This is a genomic window from Amycolatopsis sp. WAC 01416 (genome assembly GCF_003947485.1).
Lineage (GTDB): Bacteria > Actinomycetota > Actinomycetes > Mycobacteriales > Pseudonocardiaceae > Amycolatopsis.
The window spans coordinates 45,290-67,463 of the sequence record NZ_QHHX01000004.1 but is presented as its reverse complement, the minus strand read 5'-3'; the positions used below and the strand labels follow the sequence as shown (position 1 = coordinate 67,463).

23 protein-coding genes are annotated in these 22,174 nt (G+C 68.3%); 9 read left to right on the top strand and 14 right to left on the bottom strand.

Annotated features, from left to right (window positions below; translation table 11 throughout):
- Positions 1–38: 38 nt before the first annotated feature.
- Positions 39–671 carry a sigma-70 family RNA polymerase sigma factor gene (locus DL990_RS14070; RefSeq protein ID WP_125798957.1) on the top strand — a complete coding sequence of 211 codons (633 nt, stop codon included), beginning with the start codon at positions 39–41 and terminating at the stop codon, positions 669–671.
- On the opposite strand, the gene DL990_RS14065 is transcribed toward DL990_RS14070, so the two are convergent.
- The 5 genes from DL990_RS14065 to DL990_RS14045 form a co-directional block, all read right to left on the bottom strand.
- Positions 668–1,315, bottom strand: coding sequence for a response regulator transcription factor (locus tag DL990_RS14065; RefSeq protein WP_125798956.1), 648 nt, complete (start codon positions 1,313–1,315; stop codon positions 668–670). The genes DL990_RS14070 and DL990_RS14065 overlap by 4 nt on opposite strands.
- Positions 1,312–2,859 (bottom strand): GAF domain-containing protein, encoded by a 1,548-nt coding sequence (locus DL990_RS14060; RefSeq protein WP_125798955.1) that lies wholly within the window; start codon positions 2,857–2,859, stop codon positions 1,312–1,314. Before DL990_RS14060 ends, DL990_RS14065 begins: the two co-directional genes overlap by 4 nt.
- A gap of 31 nt (positions 2,860–2,890) precedes the next feature.
- Complete coding sequence (locus DL990_RS14055; protein WP_125799249.1) at positions 2,891–3,370, bottom strand: pyridoxamine 5'-phosphate oxidase family protein; 480 nt, start codon at positions 3,368–3,370, stop codon at positions 2,891–2,893.
- Positions 3,371–3,640: 270 nt separating this feature from the next.
- Positions 3,641–4,072, bottom strand: coding sequence for a nitroreductase family deazaflavin-dependent oxidoreductase (locus DL990_RS14050; protein ID WP_125786911.1), 432 nt, complete (start codon positions 4,070–4,072; stop codon positions 3,641–3,643).
- 10 nt (positions 4,073–4,082) lie between these two features.
- The gene (locus tag DL990_RS14045) at positions 4,083–4,865 is read right to left on the bottom strand and encodes a TetR/AcrR family transcriptional regulator C-terminal domain-containing protein (protein ID WP_125798954.1); all 783 of its coding nucleotides are present in this window, start codon (positions 4,863–4,865) and stop codon (positions 4,083–4,085) included.
- A gap of 78 nt (positions 4,866–4,943) precedes the next feature.
- Between DL990_RS14045 and DL990_RS14040 the strand changes: the two genes are divergently transcribed.
- The gene (locus tag DL990_RS14040) at positions 4,944–7,205 is read left to right on the top strand and encodes an excinuclease ABC subunit UvrA (protein ID WP_125786913.1); all 2,262 of its coding nucleotides are present in this window, start codon (positions 4,944–4,946) and stop codon (positions 7,203–7,205) included.
- Positions 7,206–7,256: 51 nt separating this feature from the next.
- Here DL990_RS14040 and DL990_RS14035 read toward each other — a convergent pair whose 3' ends face one another.
- A complete protein-coding gene (locus tag DL990_RS14035) occupies positions 7,257–8,117 on the bottom strand; it encodes a hypothetical protein (RefSeq protein ID WP_125798953.1) in 861 nt (286 codons plus the stop codon).
- A gap of 138 nt (positions 8,118–8,255) precedes the next feature.
- Here DL990_RS14035 and DL990_RS14030 point away from each other — a divergent pair, with 138 nt between their 5' ends.
- The 4 genes from DL990_RS14030 (at position 8,256) to DL990_RS14015 (ending at position 11,538) form a co-directional block, all read left to right on the top strand.
- The gene (locus DL990_RS14030; RefSeq protein ID WP_125786915.1) at positions 8,256–9,389 is read left to right on the top strand and encodes a metallophosphoesterase; all 1,134 of its coding nucleotides are present in this window, start codon (positions 8,256–8,258) and stop codon (positions 9,387–9,389) included.
- 124 nt (positions 9,390–9,513) lie between these two features.
- On the top strand, positions 9,514–10,167 hold the full coding sequence (locus DL990_RS14025) for a DUF998 domain-containing protein (protein WP_125798952.1): 654 nt from the start codon (positions 9,514–9,516) through the stop codon (positions 10,165–10,167).
- Positions 10,168–10,190: 23 nt separating this feature from the next.
- The gene (locus tag DL990_RS14020; protein WP_125786917.1) at positions 10,191–10,988 is read left to right on the top strand and encodes an alpha/beta fold hydrolase; all 798 of its coding nucleotides are present in this window, start codon (positions 10,191–10,193) and stop codon (positions 10,986–10,988) included.
- A gap of 10 nt (positions 10,989–10,998) precedes the next feature.
- A complete protein-coding gene (locus DL990_RS14015) occupies positions 10,999–11,538 on the top strand; it encodes an O-acetyl-ADP-ribose deacetylase (protein ID WP_125786918.1) in 540 nt (179 codons plus the stop codon).
- A 50-nt stretch (positions 11,539–11,588) separates the two neighbouring features.
- Here DL990_RS14015 and DL990_RS14010 read toward each other — a convergent pair whose 3' ends face one another.
- The 3 genes from DL990_RS14010 to DL990_RS14000 all read right to left on the bottom strand — a co-directional run bounded on the left by DL990_RS14010 (position 11,589) and on the right by DL990_RS14000 (position 15,445).
- Positions 11,589–12,572 carry a PD40 domain-containing protein gene (locus tag DL990_RS14010; protein WP_125798951.1) on the bottom strand — a complete coding sequence of 328 codons (984 nt, stop codon included), beginning with the start codon at positions 12,570–12,572 and terminating at the stop codon, positions 11,589–11,591.
- Positions 12,569–13,807 (bottom strand): MFS transporter, encoded by a 1,239-nt coding sequence (locus DL990_RS14005; protein WP_125785028.1) that lies wholly within the window; start codon positions 13,805–13,807, stop codon positions 12,569–12,571. The genes DL990_RS14010 and DL990_RS14005 overlap by 4 nt, the downstream gene beginning before the upstream one ends.
- A gap of 99 nt (positions 13,808–13,906) precedes the next feature.
- Entirely contained in the window at positions 13,907–15,445 is a 1,539-nt protein-coding gene (locus DL990_RS14000) for a discoidin domain-containing protein (protein WP_125799248.1), read from the bottom strand.
- Positions 15,446–15,625: 180 nt separating this feature from the next.
- On the opposite strand from DL990_RS14000, the gene DL990_RS13995 reads away from it, so the two are divergent.
- A complete protein-coding gene (locus DL990_RS13995) occupies positions 15,626–16,270 on the top strand; it encodes an HAD family phosphatase (protein WP_125798950.1) in 645 nt (214 codons plus the stop codon).
- Here DL990_RS13995 and DL990_RS13990 read toward each other — a convergent pair.
- Positions 16,260–16,727, bottom strand: coding sequence for an NUDIX domain-containing protein (locus tag DL990_RS13990; RefSeq protein ID WP_125785030.1), 468 nt, complete (start codon positions 16,725–16,727; stop codon positions 16,260–16,262). The two genes, DL990_RS13995 and DL990_RS13990, sit on opposite strands and share 11 nt — an antisense overlap.
- Positions 16,728–16,872: 145 nt before the next feature.
- Between DL990_RS13990 and DL990_RS13985 the strand changes: the two genes are divergently transcribed.
- Both DL990_RS13985 and DL990_RS13980 read left to right on the top strand, forming a co-directional pair.
- Positions 16,873–17,313, top strand: coding sequence for a DoxX family protein (locus tag DL990_RS13985; RefSeq protein ID WP_125785031.1), 441 nt, complete (start codon positions 16,873–16,875; stop codon positions 17,311–17,313).
- 185 nt (positions 17,314–17,498) lie between these two features.
- Positions 17,499–17,927 (top strand): DoxX family protein, encoded by a 429-nt coding sequence (locus DL990_RS13980; RefSeq protein WP_125785032.1) that lies wholly within the window; start codon positions 17,499–17,501, stop codon positions 17,925–17,927.
- Between the two features lie 234 nt (positions 17,928–18,161).
- Here DL990_RS13980 and DL990_RS13975 read toward each other — a convergent pair whose 3' ends face one another.
- The 4 genes from DL990_RS13975 to DL990_RS13960 are packed head-to-tail and all read right to left on the bottom strand — an operon-like array spanning position 18,162 to position 22,049.
- Entirely contained in the window at positions 18,162–18,767 is a 606-nt protein-coding gene (locus DL990_RS13975) for an ATP/GTP-binding protein (RefSeq protein ID WP_125785033.1), read from the bottom strand.
- The gene (locus DL990_RS13970; protein ID WP_125785034.1) at positions 18,748–19,119 is read right to left on the bottom strand and encodes a DUF742 domain-containing protein; all 372 of its coding nucleotides are present in this window, start codon (positions 19,117–19,119) and stop codon (positions 18,748–18,750) included. The genes DL990_RS13975 and DL990_RS13970 overlap by 20 nt, the downstream gene beginning before the upstream one ends.
- The gene (locus DL990_RS13965; protein WP_037341577.1) at positions 19,116–19,526 is read right to left on the bottom strand and encodes a roadblock/LC7 domain-containing protein; all 411 of its coding nucleotides are present in this window, start codon (positions 19,524–19,526) and stop codon (positions 19,116–19,118) included. Before DL990_RS13965 ends, DL990_RS13970 begins: the two co-directional genes overlap by 4 nt.
- Positions 19,527–22,049 (bottom strand): nitrate- and nitrite sensing domain-containing protein, encoded by a 2,523-nt coding sequence (locus tag DL990_RS13960; RefSeq protein ID WP_125785035.1) that lies wholly within the window; start codon positions 22,047–22,049, stop codon positions 19,527–19,529. It lies immediately after the preceding gene.
- Positions 22,050–22,174: the final 125 nt, after the last annotated feature.

Here is a 22,174-nt window from a genome sequence, read left to right as displayed (position 1 = left end):
ACGCACAGGCACGCACCGAGAACGGCCCTTCCGGCGTGATGACCGTGACCGAAGTCGTACGGCCGACATATCAGCCCCGCCCGGGAGAACCGGACGGCGAACTGATCCGCGCGGCCATCGGCGGTGACCGGCGGGCCGTCGGGAGTCTGCTGACCCTTCTCCGGCCGATCGTGTTCCGCTACTGCGCCGGCAGGCTCGGCGGCACGATGCGCGGCATCTCCACCGCCGACGACTGCGCGCAGGAGGTCTTGATGGCCGTCCTCGTCGCCTTGCCGCGCTACAACTACCAGGACACCAGCTTTCTGCCGTACGTCTTCGGGATCGCCTCGCACAAGGTCGCCGACGTCCGCCGGAACCTCGCTCGCGACCCGTCCGCGCCAGTGCCCGATCCGGAGCCCGATCAGGACGGGCCGTGGAATCCGACGTTCGAAGAGGTCGAGAAGGCGGACCTGAGCCGCCGGTTGTCCCGGCTGTTCAAGTTCCTTTCGACGAAGCAGCGGGATGTGCTCGTGCTCCGCGTGATCCTCGGGTTCAGCGCCGACGAGACCGCGAGCGCGCTGGGCATGGCGAGCGCGGGCGCGGTGCGCGTCACCCAGCACCGGGCGCTCAACGAGCTGCGCCGCGTGCTGAAGGAGAATCCCGCTTTCGCCGACGGCCTCACGCTCTTCTAGAAGGACGGCTTGCGGCGTTGAGAGGCGTAGACAGCGGCGGCGGTGCGGCGTTCGAAACCGAGCTTGTGCAGCAAGGACGACACGTAGTTCTTGACCGTCTTCTCCGCCAGGTACAGCTTTTCCGCGATCTGGCGGTTGGTCAGCCCGTCGGCGATGTGGTCGAGCACCCGCCGCTCCTGCGGGCTCAGCTGTTCGTAACGCGGGTCCGGGGCGTCGCTCTCGCCGCGCAGCCGGTTCATCACCGACGCCGTCAGCGTGCTGTCCAGGAGCGATCCTCCCGCGGCGACGGTGCGGACGGCCTTGACGAGCGCACTGCCGGAGACCTGCTTGAGCATGTACCCGGCCGCGCCCGCCATGATCGCGCCGAACAACGCGTCGTCGTCCGAATAGGACGTCAGCATCAGGCAGGCGGGCGGCGGGTCGATGGACGCCCGGATCTCCCGGCAGACGCTGACCCCCTCACCGTCCGGAAGCCGGACGTCGAGCACCGCGACCTGCGGTTTGACCGCGGGGATCCGTACGTAGGCCTCGGCGGCCGTGGACGCCTCGCCGACCACCGTGAGATCGTCTTCCGCCTCGAAGACGGTCTTCAGCCCGGTGCGGACGAGTTCGTGATCGTCCAGCAGGAACACCGAAATCGTCATCCCACACTCCCCTGTCGGGCCGGCAGCTCCACCGACCAGTCGAGCCTCGTCCCGCCTTCCGGCCTCGCTTCGACGGCGAAGGCGCCGTTCCAGCGGGCCGCGCGTTCGGCGAGGTTCGCCACGCCGCTGCGATGGCCGGGTTCGGCGGGCATGCCGACGCCGTCGTCCACCACCGAAAGTTCCAGCCGACGCCCGTCGCGATCGACCGAGACGTCGACCGACACCTCCGATGCCGCCGCGTGTCTGACCACATTGGACAGTGCTTCCCGCAGGGTCGCGATGAGGTCCGAGCGGACCGTTTCCGGCACCGCCGAGTCGAGCGGGCCGTCGAAGCCGACCCTCGGCTCGGACGCGCAGCCCGCGTCGAGCGCGACGCGCAGCAGCTCCGACCGGAGACTGCCCTGCGCCTCGGCCGGTTCCTGCAGCGAAAAGATGCTGTTGCGGATCTCGCGGATCGTGCGGTCGATCTCGTGCGCGAAGCCGGCCACACGGTCGGAGACCGCGGACTCGCCTGTCAGCCTGCTGAGCCCCTCCAGGCCGAGCCCGATCGCGAACAGCCGCTGGATCACCAGGTCGTGCAGGTCGCGGGCGATCCGGTCGCGGTCCTCGAAGACGGCGAGCCGCTGCCTGTCCTGCTGCGCACGGGCGAATTCGACCGCGAGCGCGGCGTGCGCGGCGAAGGTCTCGGCGAGCTGCACGTCGTAGGCGGAGAACGGGGTCTTGTCGCGGAACTTCGCCACCACCAGGACGCCGAGCTTCTCCTCGCCGACGATCAGCGGGACGGCTACCGTGGAATCCAGGTCCTTGACCATCGCAGGCATCGTGACGCCGCGGCCACCCTGGTGCTCGATCACCTTGTCGCCGTACTCCCGGACCACGACGGGTTTGCCGCTCGTGTACGCCAGCCCGGTCGCGGTGCCCTCGGTCGGCACGGTGACCCCGGCGATCCGGTCGGCGTCCGGCCCCGGCGGCTCGACGATCTCGAACACCAGCATCCCGTCGCCGCACGGACGGGCGACCGCCCCCGCCGAACCGCCGGCGACGACGCGGGCGCGCTCGGCGATCAGGCGCAGGGTCGCGGTCGGATCCTGGTCCGTCAGGAGCGCGCCGGTGACGTGATAGGAGGCTTCGAGCCAGCGTTCGCGCCGCTGCACCTGCTCGAACAGCGCGGCGTTCTCGATCACCACACCGGCCGCCGCGGTGAGCGCGACGAGCAGGTCATCTTCGGCTTCGGTGAACTCCTCGCCGTCCGGTTTGCGGGCGAGGTACAGCATCCCGAAGATGCGGCCGCGCAGGCGGATCGGCACCACCAGGGACTCGTCCTCGGACGGCGGCCGCACCCAGGCGTCGCCGAAGCGGATGAACTCGTCGGAATCGAGCACGCTCAGCGCGCCGAACGGCGCACCGGTCAGGTCGCAGGCCGATTCGACCAGGCGCCGCAGGACGTCGGGGAGACTGAGATCGTGGGCGATCCCGGCCACCGCGTCCAGAATCCTGGGCGCCTTGGCGTCACTCGCCGCACTCACCCGCCGCACTGGCGTCACCGTCCCGGAGTAACTCCCCGGGCAGTGGGGGTCAGGAATGACAAACGCGCCCGGATCGCTCATCTGGTGCGTCGATCACGGACTGTGCTTCGTTACCGCGACCGCCGAGGATCCTCCGACCGGTGACCGACTCGATCGGGATGCGGAGATAGCGCGCGTCCGTCTGACCAGTCCAGCAGCACAGCGGCAAGGTCTCCAGCTCGGCGATCACGATCGGATCACGCACCTCGGCGACGCGGCCGAGGACGGTGACGAACCAGCCCTTCCCGAGATCCGCGGAGAACTCGTCGACCGCGAACGCCACCACACTGTCGAGTATCCCGGCGAACAACGCGCTCTGTGACGGCGTCCGGACCACGATCGCGCCGTGGTGGAGCGCGAACCGCGCGGGCTGGATCGCCGGCAGGGCACGGGAGGTGAACACCACCCGGCCCAGCCCGACGCCCGCGAGCAGTGACAGGCACTGCTCGCGGTCGAGCGTTTCGAGAGCCAAGGAGTCGGACATCGGCATCCCCGCGTTCTCGTCGTGTACTACGTCGAGATCCACGGTCCCCGGCTTACCGACTCGCCGGTAGGGCCGATGGACCCGGCCCGTGCGGGGGATGCCGAGCCGGGCGGCGCCGGCGCCCTCTTGCCCGGCCTGAGGTACATGAAGGTCGAGTTTCCTCGGCTGAGCCGAGGGAAGGGGGCCTTCACGCGCAGCCGGAAGCCATATAGGTACCCAAGACACCCTTGGCTCTAACCCGAATCCCCACTCACGACCACCGGACCGGACGCGTACCTACGCTTTGGGCGACAGCAGCACCACGGGGATCTCCCGCTCGGTCTTGGTCTGGTACTGCGCGTAGTTCTTGTAGTCCGCGGTGATCTTGGGCCATAGACGGGCGCGCTGCCCGGCGTCGGCGACGCTCGCGACCATCGGCTGCGGGCTTTCGCCCTTCAGGGTGACCTGCACGTCCGGGTTGTCGCGGAGGTTGAGGAACCAAGCCGGGTGCTGGTCGTCGCCACCGCGGGACGCCACGATGACGTACGCGTCGCCCTCCCGCAGCGGCGAGGTCAGCAGCACGGTGCGCGGCTGACCGGATTTGCGGCCGATGGTGGTCAGTTCGAGCACGGTCATCCCGGCGACCTGCCAGCCGGCGCGGCCGCCGCTGACCTTCTGGATGACGCGATGGACGGCGTTCATGGTCTTCAAGGCGAAATCACTGGGCATGCGGAGAAGGCTACTCCGCTTTCATCGCGACTTCGATTCCGTCCAGGAGAACGGCCAGCGAGAACTCGAAGGCCTCCCTCGCCTCCTGCTCCAGATAGGACACGGTCTCGTCCTCCATCCGGAATGCCTGCTCGCTCTCCATCCAGGTCAGCGTCGGGAACCGCTCGGCGAAGTCCGGGGAAACCTCCCGCAGCTGCGCGGACCGGGCATACCACCACTCGTCGTCGGACTGCCCTGTCACCTTTTCCGCCAACCGCGACTCCGATGCCGTCCTGGCAGGCTCGCGCACGCACGAGTACAGCGCGCTGACCAGCCGTCGCAGCGCCGCCGGACGCAATCCGGTCCGGCGCAGGATCTTCACCAGCGCCTCCAGTACGACGTACTCGTTCGGCCCCAGCACCGGCCGCGCCTGCGAGACCTGGAGGACCCAGGGATGCCGCAGGTAGAAGTCCCACAGATCCTCGGCCCAGCGCCCGGCGTCGGCCCGCCAGTCTTCCCCGTCGTAGGAACCCGGCAGCTCGGCGAGCGCCTTGTCGTACATGAGATCGAGCAGTTCACTCTTGCTGGGGACATAGGTGTACAGCGCCATGGCCGTGCGGCCGAGCCTGTCCCCGACGGCACGCATCGAAAGGCCCGCCATTCCTTCGGCGTCCGCGATGGCGATGGCGGTTTCGACGATCAGCTCCACCGAAAGCCCCGGTTTGGGGCCGGGCCGCTCGGCGTCCGGCGACTCGGTCCGCCACAGCAGTGCCATCGACCGCCAGGGGTCTCCTTGAGCCGCGTAGACGACCACTTGCCAACTCCTTACAGCATAAACCAACCTCTGCTACCCTCACTTTACAGGCTAAAGAGTTCCAATCAGGGGAGAGCCATGCCTTCGGCCGCCGACAGCCACGACATGATCCAGGTGCGCGGAGCCAGAGAGAACAACCTCGCCGACGTCTCGGTCGACATCCCCAAACGCCGCCTCACCGTCTTCACCGGTGTCTCGGGCTCGGGGAAGTCGTCCTTGGTGTTCGGCACCATCGCCGCGGAATCACAGCGGCTGATCAACGAGACCTACACCGCGTTCATCCAGTCCTTCATGGCCCCGGTCGGACGGCCGGACGTGGACGCGCTGCGGAACCTGAGCGCCGCGATCGTCGTCGACCAGGAGCGGATGGGCGCCAACTCGCGGTCCACGGTCGGCACCGCGACCGACGCGCACACGATGCTGCGGATCGTCTTCAGCAGGCTGGGACAGCCGCACATCGGGACTTCGGGGGCGTTCAGCTTCAACCTTCCCGAGGGGATGTGCCCCGAATGCGAGGGGCTGGGGAAGGTCTCCACCATCGACATCGACCAGCTCGTCGACAAGGAGCTTTCGCTCGACGAAGGGGCGATCACCGTCCCGAACTTCGCGCCCGGCGGCTGGTACTGGAAGGGGCTGGCGGAAGCCGGATTCGTCGATCCGGCCGTGAAGCTGAAGGACTACACGCCGCAGCAGTGGGAAGATTTCATGCACAAACCCGCCACCAAGATGAAGCTCGGCGGGCTGAACACCACCTACGAAGGCCTGTTGGTGAAGGTCCAGCGGCTGTTCCTGTCGAAGGACAAGGAGTCGATGCAGGCGCACGGCCGGGCTTTCGTGGACCGCGCGATCACCTTCGAGCTGTGCCCGGCGTGCGAAGGGGCCCGGCTGAACCAGGCGGCGTTGTCGTCGAAGATCGAGGGCCTGAACATCGCCGACTGCTCGTCGATGCAGATCAGCGATCTGGCCGATTTCGTCCGCAAGATCGACGATCCGTCGGTCGGCCCGCTGATGCAGACACTGCGCGGCACCCTCGAGTCGCTGGTGGAGATCGGCCTCGGCTACCTGAGCCTCGACCGTGAGTCCGGGACACTCTCGGGCGGGGAAGCGCAGCGCGTGAAGATGGTGCGGCACCTGGGTTCCAGCCTCACCGACGTCACCTACGTCTTCGACGAACCGACCGTCGGCCTGCACCCCCACGACATCCAGCGTATGAACGGCTTGCTGCTTCTCTTGAAGGACAAGGGGAACACGGTGCTCGTCGTCGAGCACAAGCCGGAGACCATCGTGATCGCCGACCACGTCGTGGACCTCGGTCCCGGCGCCGGGCCGAACGGCGGGCAGATCTGCTTCACCGGCGACGTCGCCGGGCTGCGCGCGTCCGGCACGCTGACCGGGCGGCATCTGGACCACCGGGCGAGGCTGCGTACCGACGTCCGCGTGGCACGCGGGCAGATCCCGATTCGGAACGCGACCAGGCACAACCTGCGCGGTGTCGACGTCGACATCCCGCTGGGCGTGCTGACCGTGGTCACCGGGGTCGCCGGTTCGGGCAAGAGCTCGCTCATCCACGGTTCACTGTCCACAAGGGACGACGTGGTGGTGCTCGACCAGTCGGCCATCCGCGGCTCGCGGCGGAGCAACCCGGCGACCTACACCGGCCTGCTCGACCCGATCCGCACCGCGTTCGCCAAGGCCAACGGCGTCAAGGCGGCCCTGTTCAGCGCGAACTCCGAAGGCGCCTGCCCGAAGTGCAAGGGCATCGGTCTCATCTACACCGACCTGGCGATGATGGCCGGGGTGGCGACGGTCTGCGAGGAATGCGATGGCAAGCGGTTCACCGCGAAGGTGCTGACGTACACGCTGCGGGGCAAGAACATCAGCGAGGTCCTCGCCATGCCGGTCGCCGAGGCGCGCGAGTTCTTCACCTCGGGTCAGGCGCGGACGATCCTGGACCGGCTTTCCGACGTCGGCCTCGGCTACCTCGGGCTCGGGCAGCCGCTCACGACGCTGTCCGGCGGCGAACGGCAGCGGATCAAACTCGCCATCCGGATGGCGGAGAAGTCCGCGACCTACGTCCTCGACGAACCGACCACCGGCCTGCACCTCGCCGACGTCGACCAGTTGCTGGGGCTGCTCGACCGGCTCGTCGACGACGGGAACACGGTGGTGGTCATCGAGCATCACCAGGCGGTGATGGCGCACGCGGACTGGATCGTCGATCTCGGGCCGGGCGCCGGTTCGGACGGGGGTCAGGTGGTGTTCACGGGGACTCCGGCCGATCTGGTCGCCTCCGGTGACACGCTCACAGCGCAGCACCTTCGCGCTTACGTGGGCCAGTAGCGCGCGCTATGAAAGGCCCCTTCATTGCAAATTTCGCAATGAAGGGGCCTTTCATAGCACCCGGGACCGACGCCGAACCGCTTCACGAACAGCCACCGCACCGATAAGCCCCAACACCACCAAAGCAAGCCCCGAAGTCACCATCTCGACAGGCGAAGCCGCCAGCGGCGAAACCCCCGTCACCGACTCCAGCCCCACGACAGCGGTCAGCACGGCGTAGGCGCCGATCGCCGCCCACACCAGCCGCACGCGCCGCCGTTCCGTCCAGTCCGCGAACCGCAGCAGCCACGCGAGTCCCGGCAGGATGAGGATCGCGTGCATCGCCACCGCGTGGAGTGGCTTCAGCGCGCCGGCGGTGGTGTACGCGGCCTGCGGGTTCCCGCCTCGCGCCTCGACGACGCCGCTCGCGATCATCGCCGCACCCGCGCCGAGCGCCACCAGCAGCGCGACGAGCCCGGATCGCACCGCGAGCCGCATGCTCGGCGTGGTCTCCCCTTCGCCGCGCATCGCCGCCGCGGTGAACGAGATCGCTGTCAGGATGATCACGCCGCCGCCCGCCGCGAGCGTGGTCGACACCGCGTTGTCGAAGCCGGTCTCGAAGTTGAAATGCGACGGCACCCCGCGCCACGCCTGCATGCTCACCAGCACCGTCTCGACAACGCTCGCCGCGGTGAAGACGCCGAGCAGCACGTTCCGCACCCGCGGCCGCACCGCGACGTACGAAGTCGCCCAAGCGACGGTGACCAGGGTCAGCCCGAACGACAGGCCGAACGTGACCGCTTTCCGCATCGACAACGGCCCGGTCCACGAGCCACCGGACACGATCAGCGCTCCCGCGTGCACGAGTCCACCGAGGAACAGGAGTGCTCCGGCCACGTAGGCGACGCGTTCGATCGTCCGCGATTCCCTCATGCCGAAAAGTGTCTTCCGGCTCGCGGCGAAAAGCGTCAGCCGTGAAGCGACATCGCGCGTACGCCCGCCTACGTACCTGAGAGGCCCCTCAGCGAAGACGGCGGTAGAGACCATTGGTCTGTTAGTCTGGCCGACATCATGCCCCGCATCCTTGTCCGCGTCGCCGCGCTGATCGCCGTTCTCGCCCTCCTGTTCGGTGTGCCGTGGTGGACGATCGTCGGCTCGCCCGAACTCCCCGCCGCGCTCGAAGTCCTCGGCACGATCGTGTTCGCCGCCGCGGCTATCGCCGTGCCCGCGTGCATGGTCCTCGGCCACGGCCCGTGGCAGCGCGACCTCGCCGCGAAGATCGGCGACCTCTCCCTCGGGCTGATCTGGCTGCTGTTCTCCTTGTCGATACTCGGAAACGTGCTACGGCTCGTACTCGCGATGTCCGGAGTGGACAGTGCGGCGGGAATCGTGTCCGGCGTCGTGCTGGCGGCCTTCGCGGCGCTGGCGGCGTACGGGATGACCGAAGCCCGGCGCGTGCCGAGGCTCAAGGAGCTCGACGTCGTGCTCCCCCGGCTGGGCGCGGGCCTCGACGGTCTCCGTTTCGCGATCATCACCGACACCCATTTCGGCCCGCTGAACCGGACGAAATGGTCGGAGAAGGTCGTCGAGGTGGTCAACGAACTCGACGCCGACGTCGTCGCCCACGCGGGCGACCTCGCCGACGGTTCCGTCGCCAAACGCGCACAGCAGGTCGCGCCGCTCGGGAAGGTGCGGGCGAAACTCGGCAAGTTCTACATCACCGGCAACCACGAGTACTTCGGTGAGGCGCAGGCCTGGCTCGACCACATGCGCGACCTCGGCTGGGACACGCTGCACAACCGGCACGCGAAGGTCCATCAGGGCGGGGACACGCTCGTCTTCGCCGGGATCGACGACCCGACCGGCGCTGCCTCCGGCCTGCCCGGCCACGGCCCCGACCTCCCCGCCGCGCTCGACGGCGTCGCCGCGAGCACGCCGGTCGTCCTGCTCGCCCACCAGCCGAAGCAGGTCAAGCAGGCCGCCGAGGCGGGCATCGACCTCCAGATCTCCGGGCACACCCACGGTGGCCAGATCTGGCCGTTCCACCTCTTGGTCCGGCTCGATCAGCCCGTCCTGGCCGGGCTTTCGCGCCACGGCGAGCGCACGCAGCTGTACACGAGCCGGGGCACCGGCTTCTGGGGACCGCCGCTGCGCGTCTTCGCGCCGAGCGAGATCACCCTCCTGACCTTGCGAAACAGCAAGTAGTCACCTGGTTGCGACACCTCCGGCGTCGCATCCGGTGCCACCGACAATTTTTTTTGTCTTGACAATTGAGGCTTTCGGAGCGAGAGTTGTGCCCAACGAACTCCCGCCCCGAAAGGCCGAAACGATGACGATCGCCGCCACCCGGACCCACGTCGCACTCCCCGCCCGCACCCTGCTCGTCTGCGGCGCGGTTTCGGGCCCGCTGTACTTCCTGACCACGCTCACCCAGGCCGCCGTCCGCGACGGTTTCGACCTGACGAAGCACCCGGCGAGCATGCTGAGCAACGGCGACGCCGGCTGGATCCAGGTGACGAACTTCCTGCTCACCGGCGTCCTGATGATCGCGGGCGCGATCGGCCTGAGCCGGACGCTCGAACCGGGCATAGGCAGCACGTGGGGTCCACGACTGCTGGGCGTCTTCGGCGCCAGCCTGCTCTTCGCCGCGGTTTTCAAGGCCGACCCCGGCAACGGCTTCCCCGCGGGCAGCGGCCCGGGCACCATCAGCACCGCGGGCGTCCTGCACATGGCCGCCGGCTCGGTCGGCTTCCTCTCGCTGATCGTCGCGACCTTCGTGCTCGCGAGCCGCTTCTCCCGTGAGGGCCGCCGCGGCTGGGCCGTCTACTCCCGCGCCACCGGCATCGCGTTCTTCGCCTCGTTCGCCGGGATCAGCTCCGGCAACGCGAACGCCGTCGTGATGCTCGCCTTCTGGGCCACCGTGATGCTGGCCTGGGGCTGGGTCACCGCCGTCGTCGTCCACACAGCCCGTTCCGCTCGCTAGACCACTCGAGGAGAATTCCCGCCATGAGCACCGTGACCTCGCAAGACGGCACCTCCATCGCCTACACCCGCACCGGCTCCGGCCCGGCCGTCATCCTGGTCGACGGCGCGATGTGCCACCGCGAGTTCGGCCCGGCCAAGCCGCTGGCCGCCGAACTTGCCGCGCACTTCACCGTCTACACCTACGACCGCCGTGGCCGCGGCGAAAGCGGCGACACCGAGCCGTTCTCCATCGCCCGCGAAGTCGAGGACATCGCGGCGCTGATCAAGGAAGCGGGTGGGACGGCGCACGTCTACGGCATCTCGTCCGGCGCCGCGCTCGCCCTCGAAGCCGCGAAAGCCGGGCTCCCGATCACGAAACTGGCGGTGTACGAATTCCCGCTGGTCGTCGACGACACCCGTCCGCCGGTCCCGGCCGACTACGACGAACGGCTGGAGAAGGCCATCGCCACCGGGCGTCCCGGCACCGCGATCAAGACCTTCATGCGGGAAGGCGTCCGCGTCCCCGCTCCGGTCGTCTTCATGATGCAGTTCATGCCCGCCTGGCCGAAGCTGAAGAAGGTCGCGCCGACCCTGCGCTACGACGCCGCCCTGTTCGACGGCCTGCACGACGGCACCCCGCTGCCCGAGGGCCGCTGGGCGGACGTTTCGGTGCCGACGCTGGTCATGGACGGCGGCAAGAGCCCCGCGTGGATCCGCAACGGCGTCGCCGCGCTGGCGAAGGCGGTCCCCGGCGCCGAGCACCGGACGATCGAAGGCCAGACGCATATGCTCAAGCCGAAGGCGGTTGCCCCGGTACTGATCGAGTACTTCAACGACTGACGGAGCGATCATGAAGATCGAACTGGTCGAAGGCGACATCACCGAACAGCAGGTCGACGTCGTGGTCAACGCCGCGAATTCGGCACTGCTCGGCGGCGGCGGGGTGGACGGCGCGATCCACCGCCGCGGCGGACCGGAGATCCTCGCCGAATGCCGGGCACTGCGCGCGGGGCACTACGGCAAGGGGCTGAAGACCGGAGAGGCGGTCGCCACCACGGCGGGCCGCCTTCCGGCGCGCTGGGTGGTGCACACCGTCGGGCCGGTGTGGTCCGATTCCGAAGACCGCTCGGCGCTACTGGCGGCGTGCCACCGCAACTCGCTGCACGTCGCCGCCGATCTCGGCGCGCACACCGTCGCCTTCCCCGCGATCTCGACCGGGATCTACCGGTGGCCGGTCGAGTCCGCGGCGGAGATCGCCCTCGAGACCGTGCTGAGCACGCTTTCGACCGGATCGTGTTCGGTAGAGCTGGTGCGGTTCGTGCTGTTCGGGAAGGCGGCGTACGACGTGTTCCGGGAGCAGGCGGAAGCGTTGGGCGTGGCTGGGTCGTGAGTGGCGATTCGGGTTAGAACCCGAATCGCCACTCACGACCCACCGGGCCACTACACTCCCGCAGGCGACGCCCCGCGCTCGACCACCAACCGGGCCGCCCCGCTCCCGTCCGCCGGAACCGCCCAGATCCCCGAGTCCAGCCCGTACGCGATGGTCTGGTCATCGAGCCAGGCGGCCTGGTCGTCCACGCTCCGTGTCTCGGCCAGCAAGGTCTCCTGTCCGGAGGCCAGATCGAGGACGGCCAGCCGCCACGGCGCCGCGAGATCGGCGGAAACCCGTTTCTTGAAGGCGATCCGCTTCCCGTCCGGCGAAAGGGACGGGCATTCGACGTTCTCCCGGATCATCGTCGCGACGAGCTTCTCGTAGTCCGCCTCGACCAGGTACGTCTTCCCCTTCGTCCCCACGGTCGCGTAGAACCGCTTGCCGTCGGGGGTGAAGGTGATCCCCCAGTAGTTCACGTCGGACGAGTAGTACGGCTTGCCGTCGAGCAGGAGCCCCATCTCCTCGATGCTCTTCATCAACTTCCCGGTCCTCAGGTCGAAGATCCCGGCCCTGGTCGAAAACCCGGTCTCCGCATAGGAATCGCCGTTGACGAACAGCGTCCAGTAGGCAAGCTTCCCGTCCGGCGAGACCCGGCCGCGGCTGGGGGTGCCGGGCAGTTCGATCCGGCGGATCTCGTTGAGGTCCTTGTCCAGCACGATGACGTCGGTCATCGGCGGCAGCACCCCCGGCTGCGCGGACAGGCACAGCGCGGTCCCCGCCGAAGCGGCGAAGCGGTCACAGCTGAGCCCGGACACCTTCCGGGGTTCGCCCGGCCGGTCGACGGGGACCGTGGCGAGATGGCCGAAGTCGGGGCCTTCAGCTGTGTTGCGGAACAGCAGCTGTCCCTTGGCCTGCACCGAAACCGGCTGCCCGGTGACGACGGCGACGGAGTTCACCTCCGGCCCGCGGTCGCGGGAGTGGATCCCGTAGCCGACGGCGGCCGCGATCAGGAGGACGACCGCACCTGCCACCCCCAGGATGCGCGCCCTCATGCGTGTGTCCTCAAAGGACGGATAACGGCGGCCGCGACGACCACCACCGCCAGCGCGCCGGCGGCGACCAGAACCGCGGCGTGCAGATCCCACGTGGTCCAGGCGAGCCCGAAAAGGACGGACGCGAGCATCCGCGTCGTCGCCTGCCCGGTCTGCACCAGCGCCAGTCCGCTCGCCCGTTGATGCTCGGGAAGCAGCGGTCCGGCGGCGGCCATCAGGACCCCGTCGGTGGCGGCGTAGAAGACTCCGTGCAGCACCAGCGCCAGTACGGCGAGGATGCCGCCGTCCACCGGTCCCAGCAGCGCCAGCAGCGCGACGACCAGCGCGACGTGTCCGCCGAGGAACACCTTCCAGCGGCCGATCCGGTCCGAAAGCCTGCCGAACGGCACGGCGAGCAACAGGTACACACCCGCGGTTCCCAGTGGCAGCAAGGGAAAGAAGACCGCGCCGAGATCCCAGCGGCGCTGCAGTACGAGATAGAGGAACGAATCGCTCAGGGTGACCAGTCCCAGCAACGCCGCCCACACGCAGATCCGGCGGAACGACGCCTGCCGGATCAGGCCCGCGGTCTCCCGCAGCGAGACCTTGGGCCGTACGGCGTTCGGCTTCGGCTGGTGGTCCTTGACCAGCACCAGCAGGATGATCACGCCGATCGCGGCGATGCAGAAGCTCGTGAAGAACACCGAGTCGTAGCTGCCGAGGCTGAGCCACAGCACGGCCATGGCGACCAGCGGGCCGAGGAACGCGCCGAAGGTGTCCATCGCGCGGTGCACGCCGAACGCGCGGCCGAGATGTTCGGGTTCACTGCTCAGCGTGATCAGCGCGTCCCGCGGCGCGGTCCGGACGCCTTTGCCGGTGCGGTCGGCCGCGAGGACGGCACCGATCGCGACGGCGGACGAACCAGCCAGCATCAGGCCGATCTTGCCCAGCGCCGAAAGCCCGTAACCGAAGCAGGCGACGGCTTTGAGCCGCTGCCACCGGTCCGCGAGATGCCCGCCGACGAGCCGGACGACGGCGGTGACGCCGGAATAGAGACCGTCGAGCACGCCGAACTGCAGCGGGCTCAGGCCGAGACCGAGAACGAGGTAGAGCGGGAGGACCGCGGTCACCATCTCCGACGAGATGTCGGTGACGAGGCTGACCAGGCCGAGCGCGACGACATTCCCGGTGACGGCCCGCTTCACGCCGCTGCTTTTCGGTACGTCTACTGCCGCCCGACTAGTGGCTATGTACATGGGAGACCTCCTTCACGCGCACCGAACGACCGCAATCAGGTGCCAGGTTGCGATGGTCCGCGACGCGAACCATCGCAACCTGGTGCCGAAACGCGAGGATCAGTGGCAGGTGTAGGTGGGAGACGAGTCGATGGTCTTGCCGTCGAGACCGATCAGCTGGGTCGAGAAGGCGTTGTCCGACATGTTCAGCTTGAGCACGCCGTAGGTCGAGATCGCCTTCGCCGTGGCCGGGTGCTCGGTCTTGACCGGGTACAGGCTCGCCCCGCCACCGCCGCCGATGATCTGCACCGGACCCGCGGGATCCTTGTCGCCGTCGGCGTTCTGCGGATAGAACCGCTCGTAGTGGTGGTCGTGCCCGTTGAGCACCAGATCGACCTTGTTCTGGACCATGGTCTCCCAGAGGGTGGCCATCTTGCTGTTGTCACCGTGGTCACCCGAGGTGTAGCGCGGGTGGTGGTAGTACGCGGCGACGCAGGGCTTGGTGTTGTTCTTCAGGTCCTGCTTGATCCAGTTCAGCTGCTCGTCGCTGATCGCGTTCGCGGCGAGGCCGGGCGAGAACTCCGTGCTGTCGATGGCGACGAAGTGCCAGTTGCCCATTTCCCAGCTGTAGTAGGTCTTCCCGTTCGGCGTCGCGATCTTGCCGAAGTACTGCTTGTAGGCGCCCAGCGGGGTGTGGTCGTAGGTCTCGTGGTTGCCGGGGACCGGGTGCATGATGTTCTTGTACTTGCCCCAGGTCTTGTCGAAGTACTTCGTGAAGTCCTCGATGTGGGCGTCGTCGTACTGGTTGTCGCCCATGGTGATGACCGCGGCCGGGTTCATCTGGCCGACCAGCGCGGCCGTCTTCGGGTGGATGCACGAAGACGACGAAGCTGTGCACTGTTCGGCGATGTCACCGGAGGCGGCGAGGACGAACGACGAACCGCCCGCCTGCGTGGTCGCCTGGATCTGGTTGCTGGCCGCCGAGGTGTTGCCGGCGGCGTCCTTCGCGCGGACGGTGTAGGTGTACGCGGTCGACGCGCTCAGCCCGCTGTCGGTGTAGGAAGCGCTTTCAGTAGTGCCGACGACCTGGCCGTTCCGCAGCACTTCGTAGCCGCTGACGCCGACGTTGTCCGTCGAACCGGTCCACGTCAGGTCCACAGTGGACGAGGTGGCCGAACCCGCCTTGAGGTTCGACGGCGCGGTGGGCGCCTGCGTGTCACCGGAGGAGTCCGACGTCCCGTATACCTGCATCTCCCACAGGGAGTAGCCGTAGCTCGTGGCGCGTTTGGTCCCGACGAGGCGGAGGTACCGGCCGCGGGCGGACAGGCCGGTGAGGTCGTCGGTCCCGCCGTTGCCGTTGGTGACGGATTTGACCGGGGTCCACGCCGAGCCGTCGTTGGAGACCTCGAGTTTGTACGCGGTGGCGTACGCCGCTTCCCAGTTCAGCTTGACCCGGTTGATGGCGGACGGACCGCCGAGGTCGATGCGGATGAACTGCGGGTCGACACCTTCGGCGCTCGCCCACCGGGTGGTGGTCTTCCCGTCGACGGCAAGCGGGCCGCCGTAGGAGGAGGACTCCACCGACGAGACGAGGACGGATTTACCTTGGGACAAAAGGACATCAGCGGCTTGGGCGTTACCGCTGAGCAGCGTCGGCAACAGAATGGCGGCCGCGCCTAGTGGTAGTAGTCGAGTTCGGGCCTTCACATCGATCTCCCCGGGAATCCGTGGCGGCGGGTTGAGAGGGACGGGTGCGCGGCGTTGTTCGTTTGGTAAGTTTCCTAACGAATGCGTACCGTAATCCGTACCACTCAGTGAGTCAAGACGTAGACTCGTCCCATGACCGGCGCCTTGATCTTCGACTTCGACGGAACGCTGGTCGACACCGAGGCCGCCGTCCTCGTGGCCTGGCAGGAGACGTTCCGCGAACGCGGCGGCGAACTCCCCCTCGACGTCTGGCACACCGTGATCGGCACGCAGAACACCGCCGTCGCGATGTTCGAACTGCTCGAGAAGAACGACGAGAACCTCGACCGGATCGCGGTCCGCACCGGCGTCCGCGCCCGGGTCACCGAACTGCTGGAATCAGTGGGGCCTCGCCCGGGCGTCCAGCAGTATCTCGACGATGCGAAGGAACATGGCCTGCGGCTGGCCATCGCGTCCAGCTCGACCGGCGACTGGGTCACCACGCATCTGCACCGGCTCGGCCTCGCGGACGCGTTCGAGGCCGTCCTCACCGGCGACCTCCACGAGGCGAAGCCGAGCCCGGACCTCTATCTCGCCGCGCTCGCCGCGCTGGACCTGCCCGCGGCCGAGGCGATCGCGTTCGAGGATTCACCGCATGGCGTCACCGCGGCGAAGGCCGCCGGACTCCAGTGCGTGGCGGTGCCGAATCCGATCACCGCGGTGCTGAACTTCGACCACGCCGATCTCGTACTCGGCTCGCTGGCCGACAAACCGCTCGGCGAGCTGCTCAGCCGTTGAGCAGCTCGCCAAGGCGGACCAGGAACGGACGCTGGCCTTTGAGCAGTTTCTCCTCCGCCTCGGCCAGCCCGAACCAGGCGACCCTGTCGACCTCCGGGAACTCCTGCGTCCGGCCCGACCGCGGCGGCCACTCCATTTCGAAGGTGCCCGGCACCACCTGAGCCGGATCGAGGTCGCCCTCGACCGCCCAGACCGTCACGACCTTGCCGCCGGACTGCTTCACGACGCCGAGCGGGAGGTACTCCCCCTCCGGCGCGGGCAGCCCCAGTTCCTCGGTGAACTCGCGCCGCGCCGCGGCCTCCGGCGCCTCGTCCGGTTCGTACTCGCCCTTGGGCACCGACCAGCCGCCCGCGTCCTTCTTCGCCCAGAACGGTCCGCCCATATGCCCGAGCAGCACCTCGGTCACCTCGCCCGACCTGCGGAAGAGCAGGATCCCGGCACTCGTCTTACCCGCCATGACGTCCAGTCTGGCCTTGCGCCGATCGGGTGATGTGACCGGCCCGCGAAAAAACTTTCCGCCTGGATGTCGATTCGCGTCGAGCCCGTCCGACGCGTTGTCAGAAGCCGCCCCACAGACACTCCCTCCCGGAAGGACCGGAACCATGACGCAGACCATCACCCCCGCCCAGACCACCACCACCGCCACCCCGCGTGCCGCCAAGGCGCAGGGCGCGATCCAGTCGGCCGTCCGGATCGTCGTCTCATTCCTCTTCCTCTGCCACGGTTTGCAGGGATTCGGCTTCTTCGGTGGTGTCGACGGCGCCGGCGGCTCGGTGGAACTCGGCTCCTGGCCCGGCTGGTACGGCAGCGTGATCGAGGTCGTCGGCGCCGCGCTGGTGCTGGTGGGCCTGTTCACCCGGCCGGTCGCGGTGCTGCTCTCCGGCGTGATGGCCTACGCCTACTTCAGCGTCCACGCGCCGGAAGGCCTGCTGCCGCTGCAGAACATGGGCGAGCTGTCGACCCTCTACTGCTGGATCTTCCTGCTGATCGCCGCGATCGGCCCCGGCACCTTCGCCCTCGACACCCTGCGCCGCCGACGCTGATGGAGAATCGCGAGGCCCCTTTCCTGGAACGATTCCAGGAAAGGGGCCTTTAACGCGTTTCGGCGTTGTTAAATTCGGACATAACATCGAATTACCCCCCGAAAGAAAGTTCCCTACCGATGGGGGTATCCGGCATCCTCTATCACATCAATGGTTTAGACCACCTTGAGCCGGAAGGATGCGTCATGACCCAGACAGCCACCGCCACGACCACCGAGATCGGTCCGACCGCTCCCAAGTGGCAGGGACTGGCCCTCTCCGTCGTCCGCGTAGTGGTCGCGTTCCTGTTCCTCTGCCACGGTCTGCAGAAGCTGGGACTCTTCGACAAGCCCGCCGTGCCGTTCGCCACCTGGCCGGGCTGGTACGCCGGGGTCATCGAAACGGTCGGCTCACTGCTGATCCTCGTCGGCCTGTTCACCCGCCCGGTCGCGGTGCTGCTTTCGGGCACGATGGCGTACGCGTATTTCGTCGTGCACCAGCCCGACGCGTTGTTACCGCTGCAGAACAAGGGCGAGACGGCGGCCCTGTACTCCTGGATCTTCCTGCTGTTCGCGGTGGTCGGCCCGGGCACCTACGCGCTCGACACCCTGCTGCGCCGCCGCCGGAGGTCCTGAGCCGGTTGCCTTCCCCAGTACATGAAGCTTGAGGTCATTGGGGCGAACGTGGCGAGCTGACTGTCCGTGAAGGCCTCCTTGAGGGACTCTGGGTCCCTCAAGGAGGCCTTCACGGACCGGGCTTGGCACCAACCCGCCACTCACGAGACCCGAGCCACCCCCGATGCCATGAAGGACGCTTTCATTGCAAATTTTGCAATGAAAGCGTCCTTCATAGCGCTTGGGAGTGGAACGTCAACGGCCCTGTGGCAACCCTGCCGCCAGGTCGGACAACGCCAGCACGTGCTCCATCAGCACGGTCAACACCTGCTTCGTCGACTCGCGTTCCCGCGCGTCGCACAGCAGCAGCGGGACGTCCATGCTGACGTCGAGCGCCTGCCGGACCTCCTCGGTCCCGTAGCGGTAGGCGTTGTCGAAACAGTTCACGGCGACGACGAACGGCAGTCCGCGGCGCTCGAAGAAGTCGACGGCCGCGAAGCAGCTGTCGAGCCGCCGGGTGTCGGCCAGCACGACGGCGCCGAGCGCGCCTTCGGCCAGTTCGTCCCACATGAACCAGAACCGGTCCTGTCCCGGCGTGCCGAACAGGTACAGGATCAGCTCGGGGTTGATGGTGATGCGGCCGAAGTCGAGGGCGACCGTGGTGGTCGTCTTCTTCTCGACACCGGTGAGGTCGTCGACGCCCTCGGACGCCGCGGTGATGACCTCCTCGGTGCGCAGCGGGGGAACCTCGCTGACCGAACCGACCATCGTGGTCTTACCGACCCCGAACCCGCCGGCGATGAGGACCTTGACCGCGTTCGCGGTCAAGGATCGCCGGGGCTCAGAGTTTCCGGATGCCATCAAGAACCGCCTGGAGTACGTGTTTGTTGGGGGTGTCGGTGACCGGGGTCGCGGTGCGGAACAGCACGAGGTTCTGTTCGATGAGGTCGCTCAGCAGCACCTTCACCACCGGCAGCGGAAGGTCTATGCGCGCGGCGACCTCCGCGACGGAGGTCGGTCTCTGGCACAGGTTGAGGATCCGCCCGTACTCCGGCTCGAAGCCCGCCACCTCGTTCGCGCTGCGCATGGCGACCACCAGGGTGATCAGGTCGAGGCCGAGCGTGTCCGAGCGGGTACGCCCGCCCGTGACGGCGTACGACCGGACCAGGGGGCCGGCCTCGTCCTCGAACCACGACTCGTGCCGCCCGCTCATGGCGAAGTGGGAGTCGCGGCGCGGGGCGCCGAAGTGAGCACCGCGCCGACCCGCTTGACCATCAGGTTCATTTCGTAGGCGACGAGACCCATGTCCGCGTCTTCCTTCGCCAGCAGCGCGAGGCAGGCTCCGCGCCCGGCGGCGGTGACGAACAGGAAGGCGTGGTCCATCTCGACCATGGTCTGGCGGACGTTGCCGCCGCCGAAGTGCCGTCCCGTTCCCCGCGCGAGGCTCTGGAACGCCGACGCGACCGCGGACAGGTGCTCGCCGTCCTGTTCCGACAGGTTCCCGGACCGTCCGATGAGCAGGCCGTCGGACGACAGGACCACCGCCCTGTCGGCACCGCTGACCCGCTTGACCAGGTCGTCCAGCAACCAGTCGAGTTCACTGACTCCCGCGTTGGCCATCTAGTCACGATCTCCGTACATGTCGAGGTCGGTGTAGTCGTCGGTGGGTTCGGTGTCCCGTGCGCGGCGCGTGCCCTGCTGGAACGCGGCGAGCCGGTTCCTCGCCAGCTCGGGGGTGTCCTCGCGGACCTCCTCGGGCTGGGCGGCGGGCCGGTCCTCCATGAGCTGGGGGACCAGGTTCGCCTGACGGCGGCGCTGCGGCAGCGGTGGCCTGCCGGGCGCCTCGGGGCCGGGCCGCCGGGTCTGCGGCGGGCGGCCGTCCTGGGGACGGGTGTCTTGAGGCCGGGTGTCGGCCGGCGGCCACGCCGGCGGCTGCACCGGCTGCGGACGACCCTCGGCACGCATGGGCTCCGGGCGGATCGGCTCTGGCCGCGGCGTCTCCGGCCGGGGCACCCGCGGCGGCCTCGGGGGCAGCGGCGGCAACGTGCCGCCGGGCTGCTCCGGGCCCTGCTGCGCTTGCGGCTGCGGCTGGGGTGCCACCGGCATCGGCACGGGCAGTTCGGGCCGTTCCACGGGGAACTCGGTGCGGTGGCGGGCACGACGGCCCGGGAGCAGCGGCGCGGCTTCCGGCACCTCGGTGCTCTCGGGGTCCACCTCGTCCTCCGGCTGATCAGACGGGACCGGCGCGAGCAGGTCGGTGCGGACGAGCACGATGGCCCTGGTGCCGCCGTACGCCGACTCGCGCAGGTGCACGGAGATCCCGTGACGCGCGGCGAGGCGCGCGACCACGAACAGGCCCAGCCGTGGCTCGGCTGACAGGGCCATGATGCCGAAGTCCGGCGGATCGGCCAACATCGCGTTCAGCTCGGCGGCCTGTTCGGGCTCGATACCGAGGCCCTGGTCCTCGACCTCGATCACGACACCCTTGCCGACCACGTTGCCCCGCAGCTCGACGCGCGACTGCGGCGGCGAGAAGGCGGTCGCGTTGTCGATCAGCTCCGCGAGCAGGTGCACGAGGTCGCCGACGACCGGGCCCTGCACCGCCATCGCGGGCATCTTCGCCGTCTTCACCCTGGCGAAGTCCTCGGTCTCTGCCGAGGCACCGCGGGTCAGCTCGGCCAGCGTCACCGGCTTGCGCCACTGACGACCGGGCTGACCGCCACCGAGGATGATCAGGTTCTCCGCGTTGCGGCGGGCGCGCGTGGAGAGGTGGTCCAGCTGGAAGAGCGTCTCCAGCTGCTCCGGGTCCTCCTGTTTGCGCTCGGCCTGGTCGAGCACCTTGAGCTGGCGGTGCACGATGACCTGGCTGCGGTGCGCGATGTTGAGGAACACCGTCTTGGTGCCCTCACGGGTCCTCGCCTCTTCCACCGCGGCCGCGATGGCGGTCTGCTGCGCCTTGTTGAAGGCCTCGGCGACCTGTCCGATCTCGTCGTCGCCGTGGTCGAGGAAGTGACCCTTGTCGTCGAGGTCGACGGGTTCACCCGCCCGCACCCGGTCCACCAGTTCCGGCAGCCGGATCTCGGCGACGTCGAGGGTGTCCTCGCGCAGCCGCGCCAGCCTTCCGATGAGCCGGTTGGACAGCCGCAGGGCGATGATGAACACGCCGATCGCCACCAGCAGCGCGATGGCCGCGGCGATGGCCGAGGTGATCAGCGTCCGGTCGGCGTCGTCGACCGCCTGCGTCGTGGCCGTACCACTCTGCTCGACGAAGCCGCGCATCATCGCGTCACTGACGCCGCGCGCGGCCTGAAGCCACGTCTGCTCGGGGATGGGGAGCGTGGCCTTGCTGTTCTGCAGGAAGGTGTTCTCGACCGTGTTGACGGCCTTCCACGGATCGCTCGCGACGAGCTGGTCGAACTTCGCCTTGACGTCCGGCAGCATCCGCGAGACCGAAGACTCCAGCTGCGAGCGGTAGGAACCGACCTCGGTGACGTAGGCGCGGTAGGTCTCGTCGGTGAAGCCGCCGCCGGCGACCGCCGCGGCGGCGAGGGCGTTCGCGCGCTGCATCTGGTCGATGGCGGTGAACAGCGGCACCGCGGTGATCCGCTGGTAGGCGTTCTCGGCGTTCGGCGCGTCCTGGGCCAGCCCGGTGAGACCTTCGACGAACTGGTCGAGGATCTGGTTGTAGAAGGTGAAGGCGTCCAGCAGCGGGAGCTGACCGGAGTCGGCCGACTGCCGCATCTGCGGCATCTTCTGGAAGAGCCCGTTCACCGTGGCGATGTTGCGCTGCACACTGTCGGGCGAGTCGCCGATGAACTTCTGAAGGTGGGCGACGACGCCTTGGGTGGCGGCGTCGGTCTTCGCGCGCTGCTCGACGAGCGTCGCGTGCTGCGACCGGTCCCCGGCGAGTTCGCGCAGCGTCAGGCGCCGCTCTTCCTGCACCTGGACGAAGAAGGGGAGAGAGGGGGCTTCCGAGTCACGGATCCGCTGCGCGTAGTCACGGCCGTTGACCGCGTCGAAGATCAGGTAGCCGCCGATCGCCAGACCGACCAGCATCAGCGCGATGCTCGGAATGAGCGCGATCGTCAGAACGCGCGAACGAATCGAAGAGCCGCGGCCTCGTGGAAGGGGAATTTGCTTCACCGTGGTCCGTTTTCCTTCCGGCAGTTTCAGGTGTCGGGTCGCCGGGGATCTCATACCCGCGGGATCCGATTGCCGGATCAACACAGCGTGGTCCGCTCCGCCCGCGAAGACGCTAGGAGACCCAA

Excerpts from the sequence above, each read along its gene's own strand:
- DL990_RS13965 (WP_037341577.1), bottom strand. The coding sequence starts at position 19,526 with ATGGCCAACGCGGGAGTCAGTGAACTCGACTGGTTGCTGGACGACCTG.
- DL990_RS14030 (WP_125786915.1), top strand. The coding sequence starts at position 8,256 with ATGCCCCGCATCCTTGTCCGCGTCGCCGCGCTGATCGCCGTTCTCGCC.
- DL990_RS13980 (WP_125785032.1), top strand. The coding sequence starts at position 17,499 with ATGACCCAGACAGCCACCGCCACGACCACCGAGATCGGTCCGACCGCT.
- DL990_RS14065 (WP_125798956.1), bottom strand. The coding sequence starts at position 1,315 with ATGACGATTTCGGTGTTCCTGCTGGACGATCACGAACTCGTCCGCACC.
- DL990_RS14050 (WP_125786911.1), bottom strand. The coding sequence starts at position 4,072 with ATGCCCAGTGATTTCGCCTTGAAGACCATGAACGCCGTCCATCGCGTC.
- DL990_RS14035 (WP_125798953.1), bottom strand. The coding sequence starts at position 8,117 with ATGAGGGAATCGCGGACGATCGAACGCGTCGCCTACGTGGCCGGAGCA.
- DL990_RS14070 (WP_125798957.1), top strand. The coding sequence starts at position 39 with ATGACCGTGACCGAAGTCGTACGGCCGACATATCAGCCCCGCCCGGGA.
- DL990_RS14005 (WP_125785028.1), bottom strand. The coding sequence starts at position 13,807 with ATGTACATAGCCACTAGTCGGGCGGCAGTAGACGTACCGAAAAGCAGC.
- DL990_RS14015 (WP_125786918.1), top strand. The coding sequence starts at position 10,999 with ATGAAGATCGAACTGGTCGAAGGCGACATCACCGAACAGCAGGTCGAC.
- DL990_RS13985 (WP_125785031.1), top strand. The coding sequence starts at position 16,873 with ATGACGCAGACCATCACCCCCGCCCAGACCACCACCACCGCCACCCCG.
- DL990_RS13975 (WP_125785033.1), bottom strand. The coding sequence starts at position 18,767 with ATGGCATCCGGAAACTCTGAGCCCCGGCGATCCTTGACCGCGAACGCG.
- DL990_RS14040 (WP_125786913.1), top strand. The coding sequence starts at position 4,944 with ATGCCTTCGGCCGCCGACAGCCACGACATGATCCAGGTGCGCGGAGCC.
- DL990_RS13970 (WP_125785034.1), bottom strand. The coding sequence starts at position 19,119 with ATGAGCGGGCGGCACGAGTCGTGGTTCGAGGACGAGGCCGGCCCCCTG.
- DL990_RS14025 (WP_125798952.1), top strand. The coding sequence starts at position 9,514 with ATGACGATCGCCGCCACCCGGACCCACGTCGCACTCCCCGCCCGCACC.
- DL990_RS13990 (WP_125785030.1), bottom strand. The coding sequence starts at position 16,727 with ATGGCGGGTAAGACGAGTGCCGGGATCCTGCTCTTCCGCAGGTCGGGC.
- DL990_RS14020 (WP_125786917.1), top strand. The coding sequence starts at position 10,191 with ATGAGCACCGTGACCTCGCAAGACGGCACCTCCATCGCCTACACCCGC.
- DL990_RS13995 (WP_125798950.1), top strand. The coding sequence starts at position 15,626 with ATGACCGGCGCCTTGATCTTCGACTTCGACGGAACGCTGGTCGACACC.
- DL990_RS14055 (WP_125799249.1), bottom strand. The coding sequence starts at position 3,370 with ATGCCGATGTCCGACTCCTTGGCTCTCGAAACGCTCGACCGCGAGCAG.
- DL990_RS14010 (WP_125798951.1), bottom strand. The coding sequence starts at position 12,572 with ATGAGGGCGCGCATCCTGGGGGTGGCAGGTGCGGTCGTCCTCCTGATC.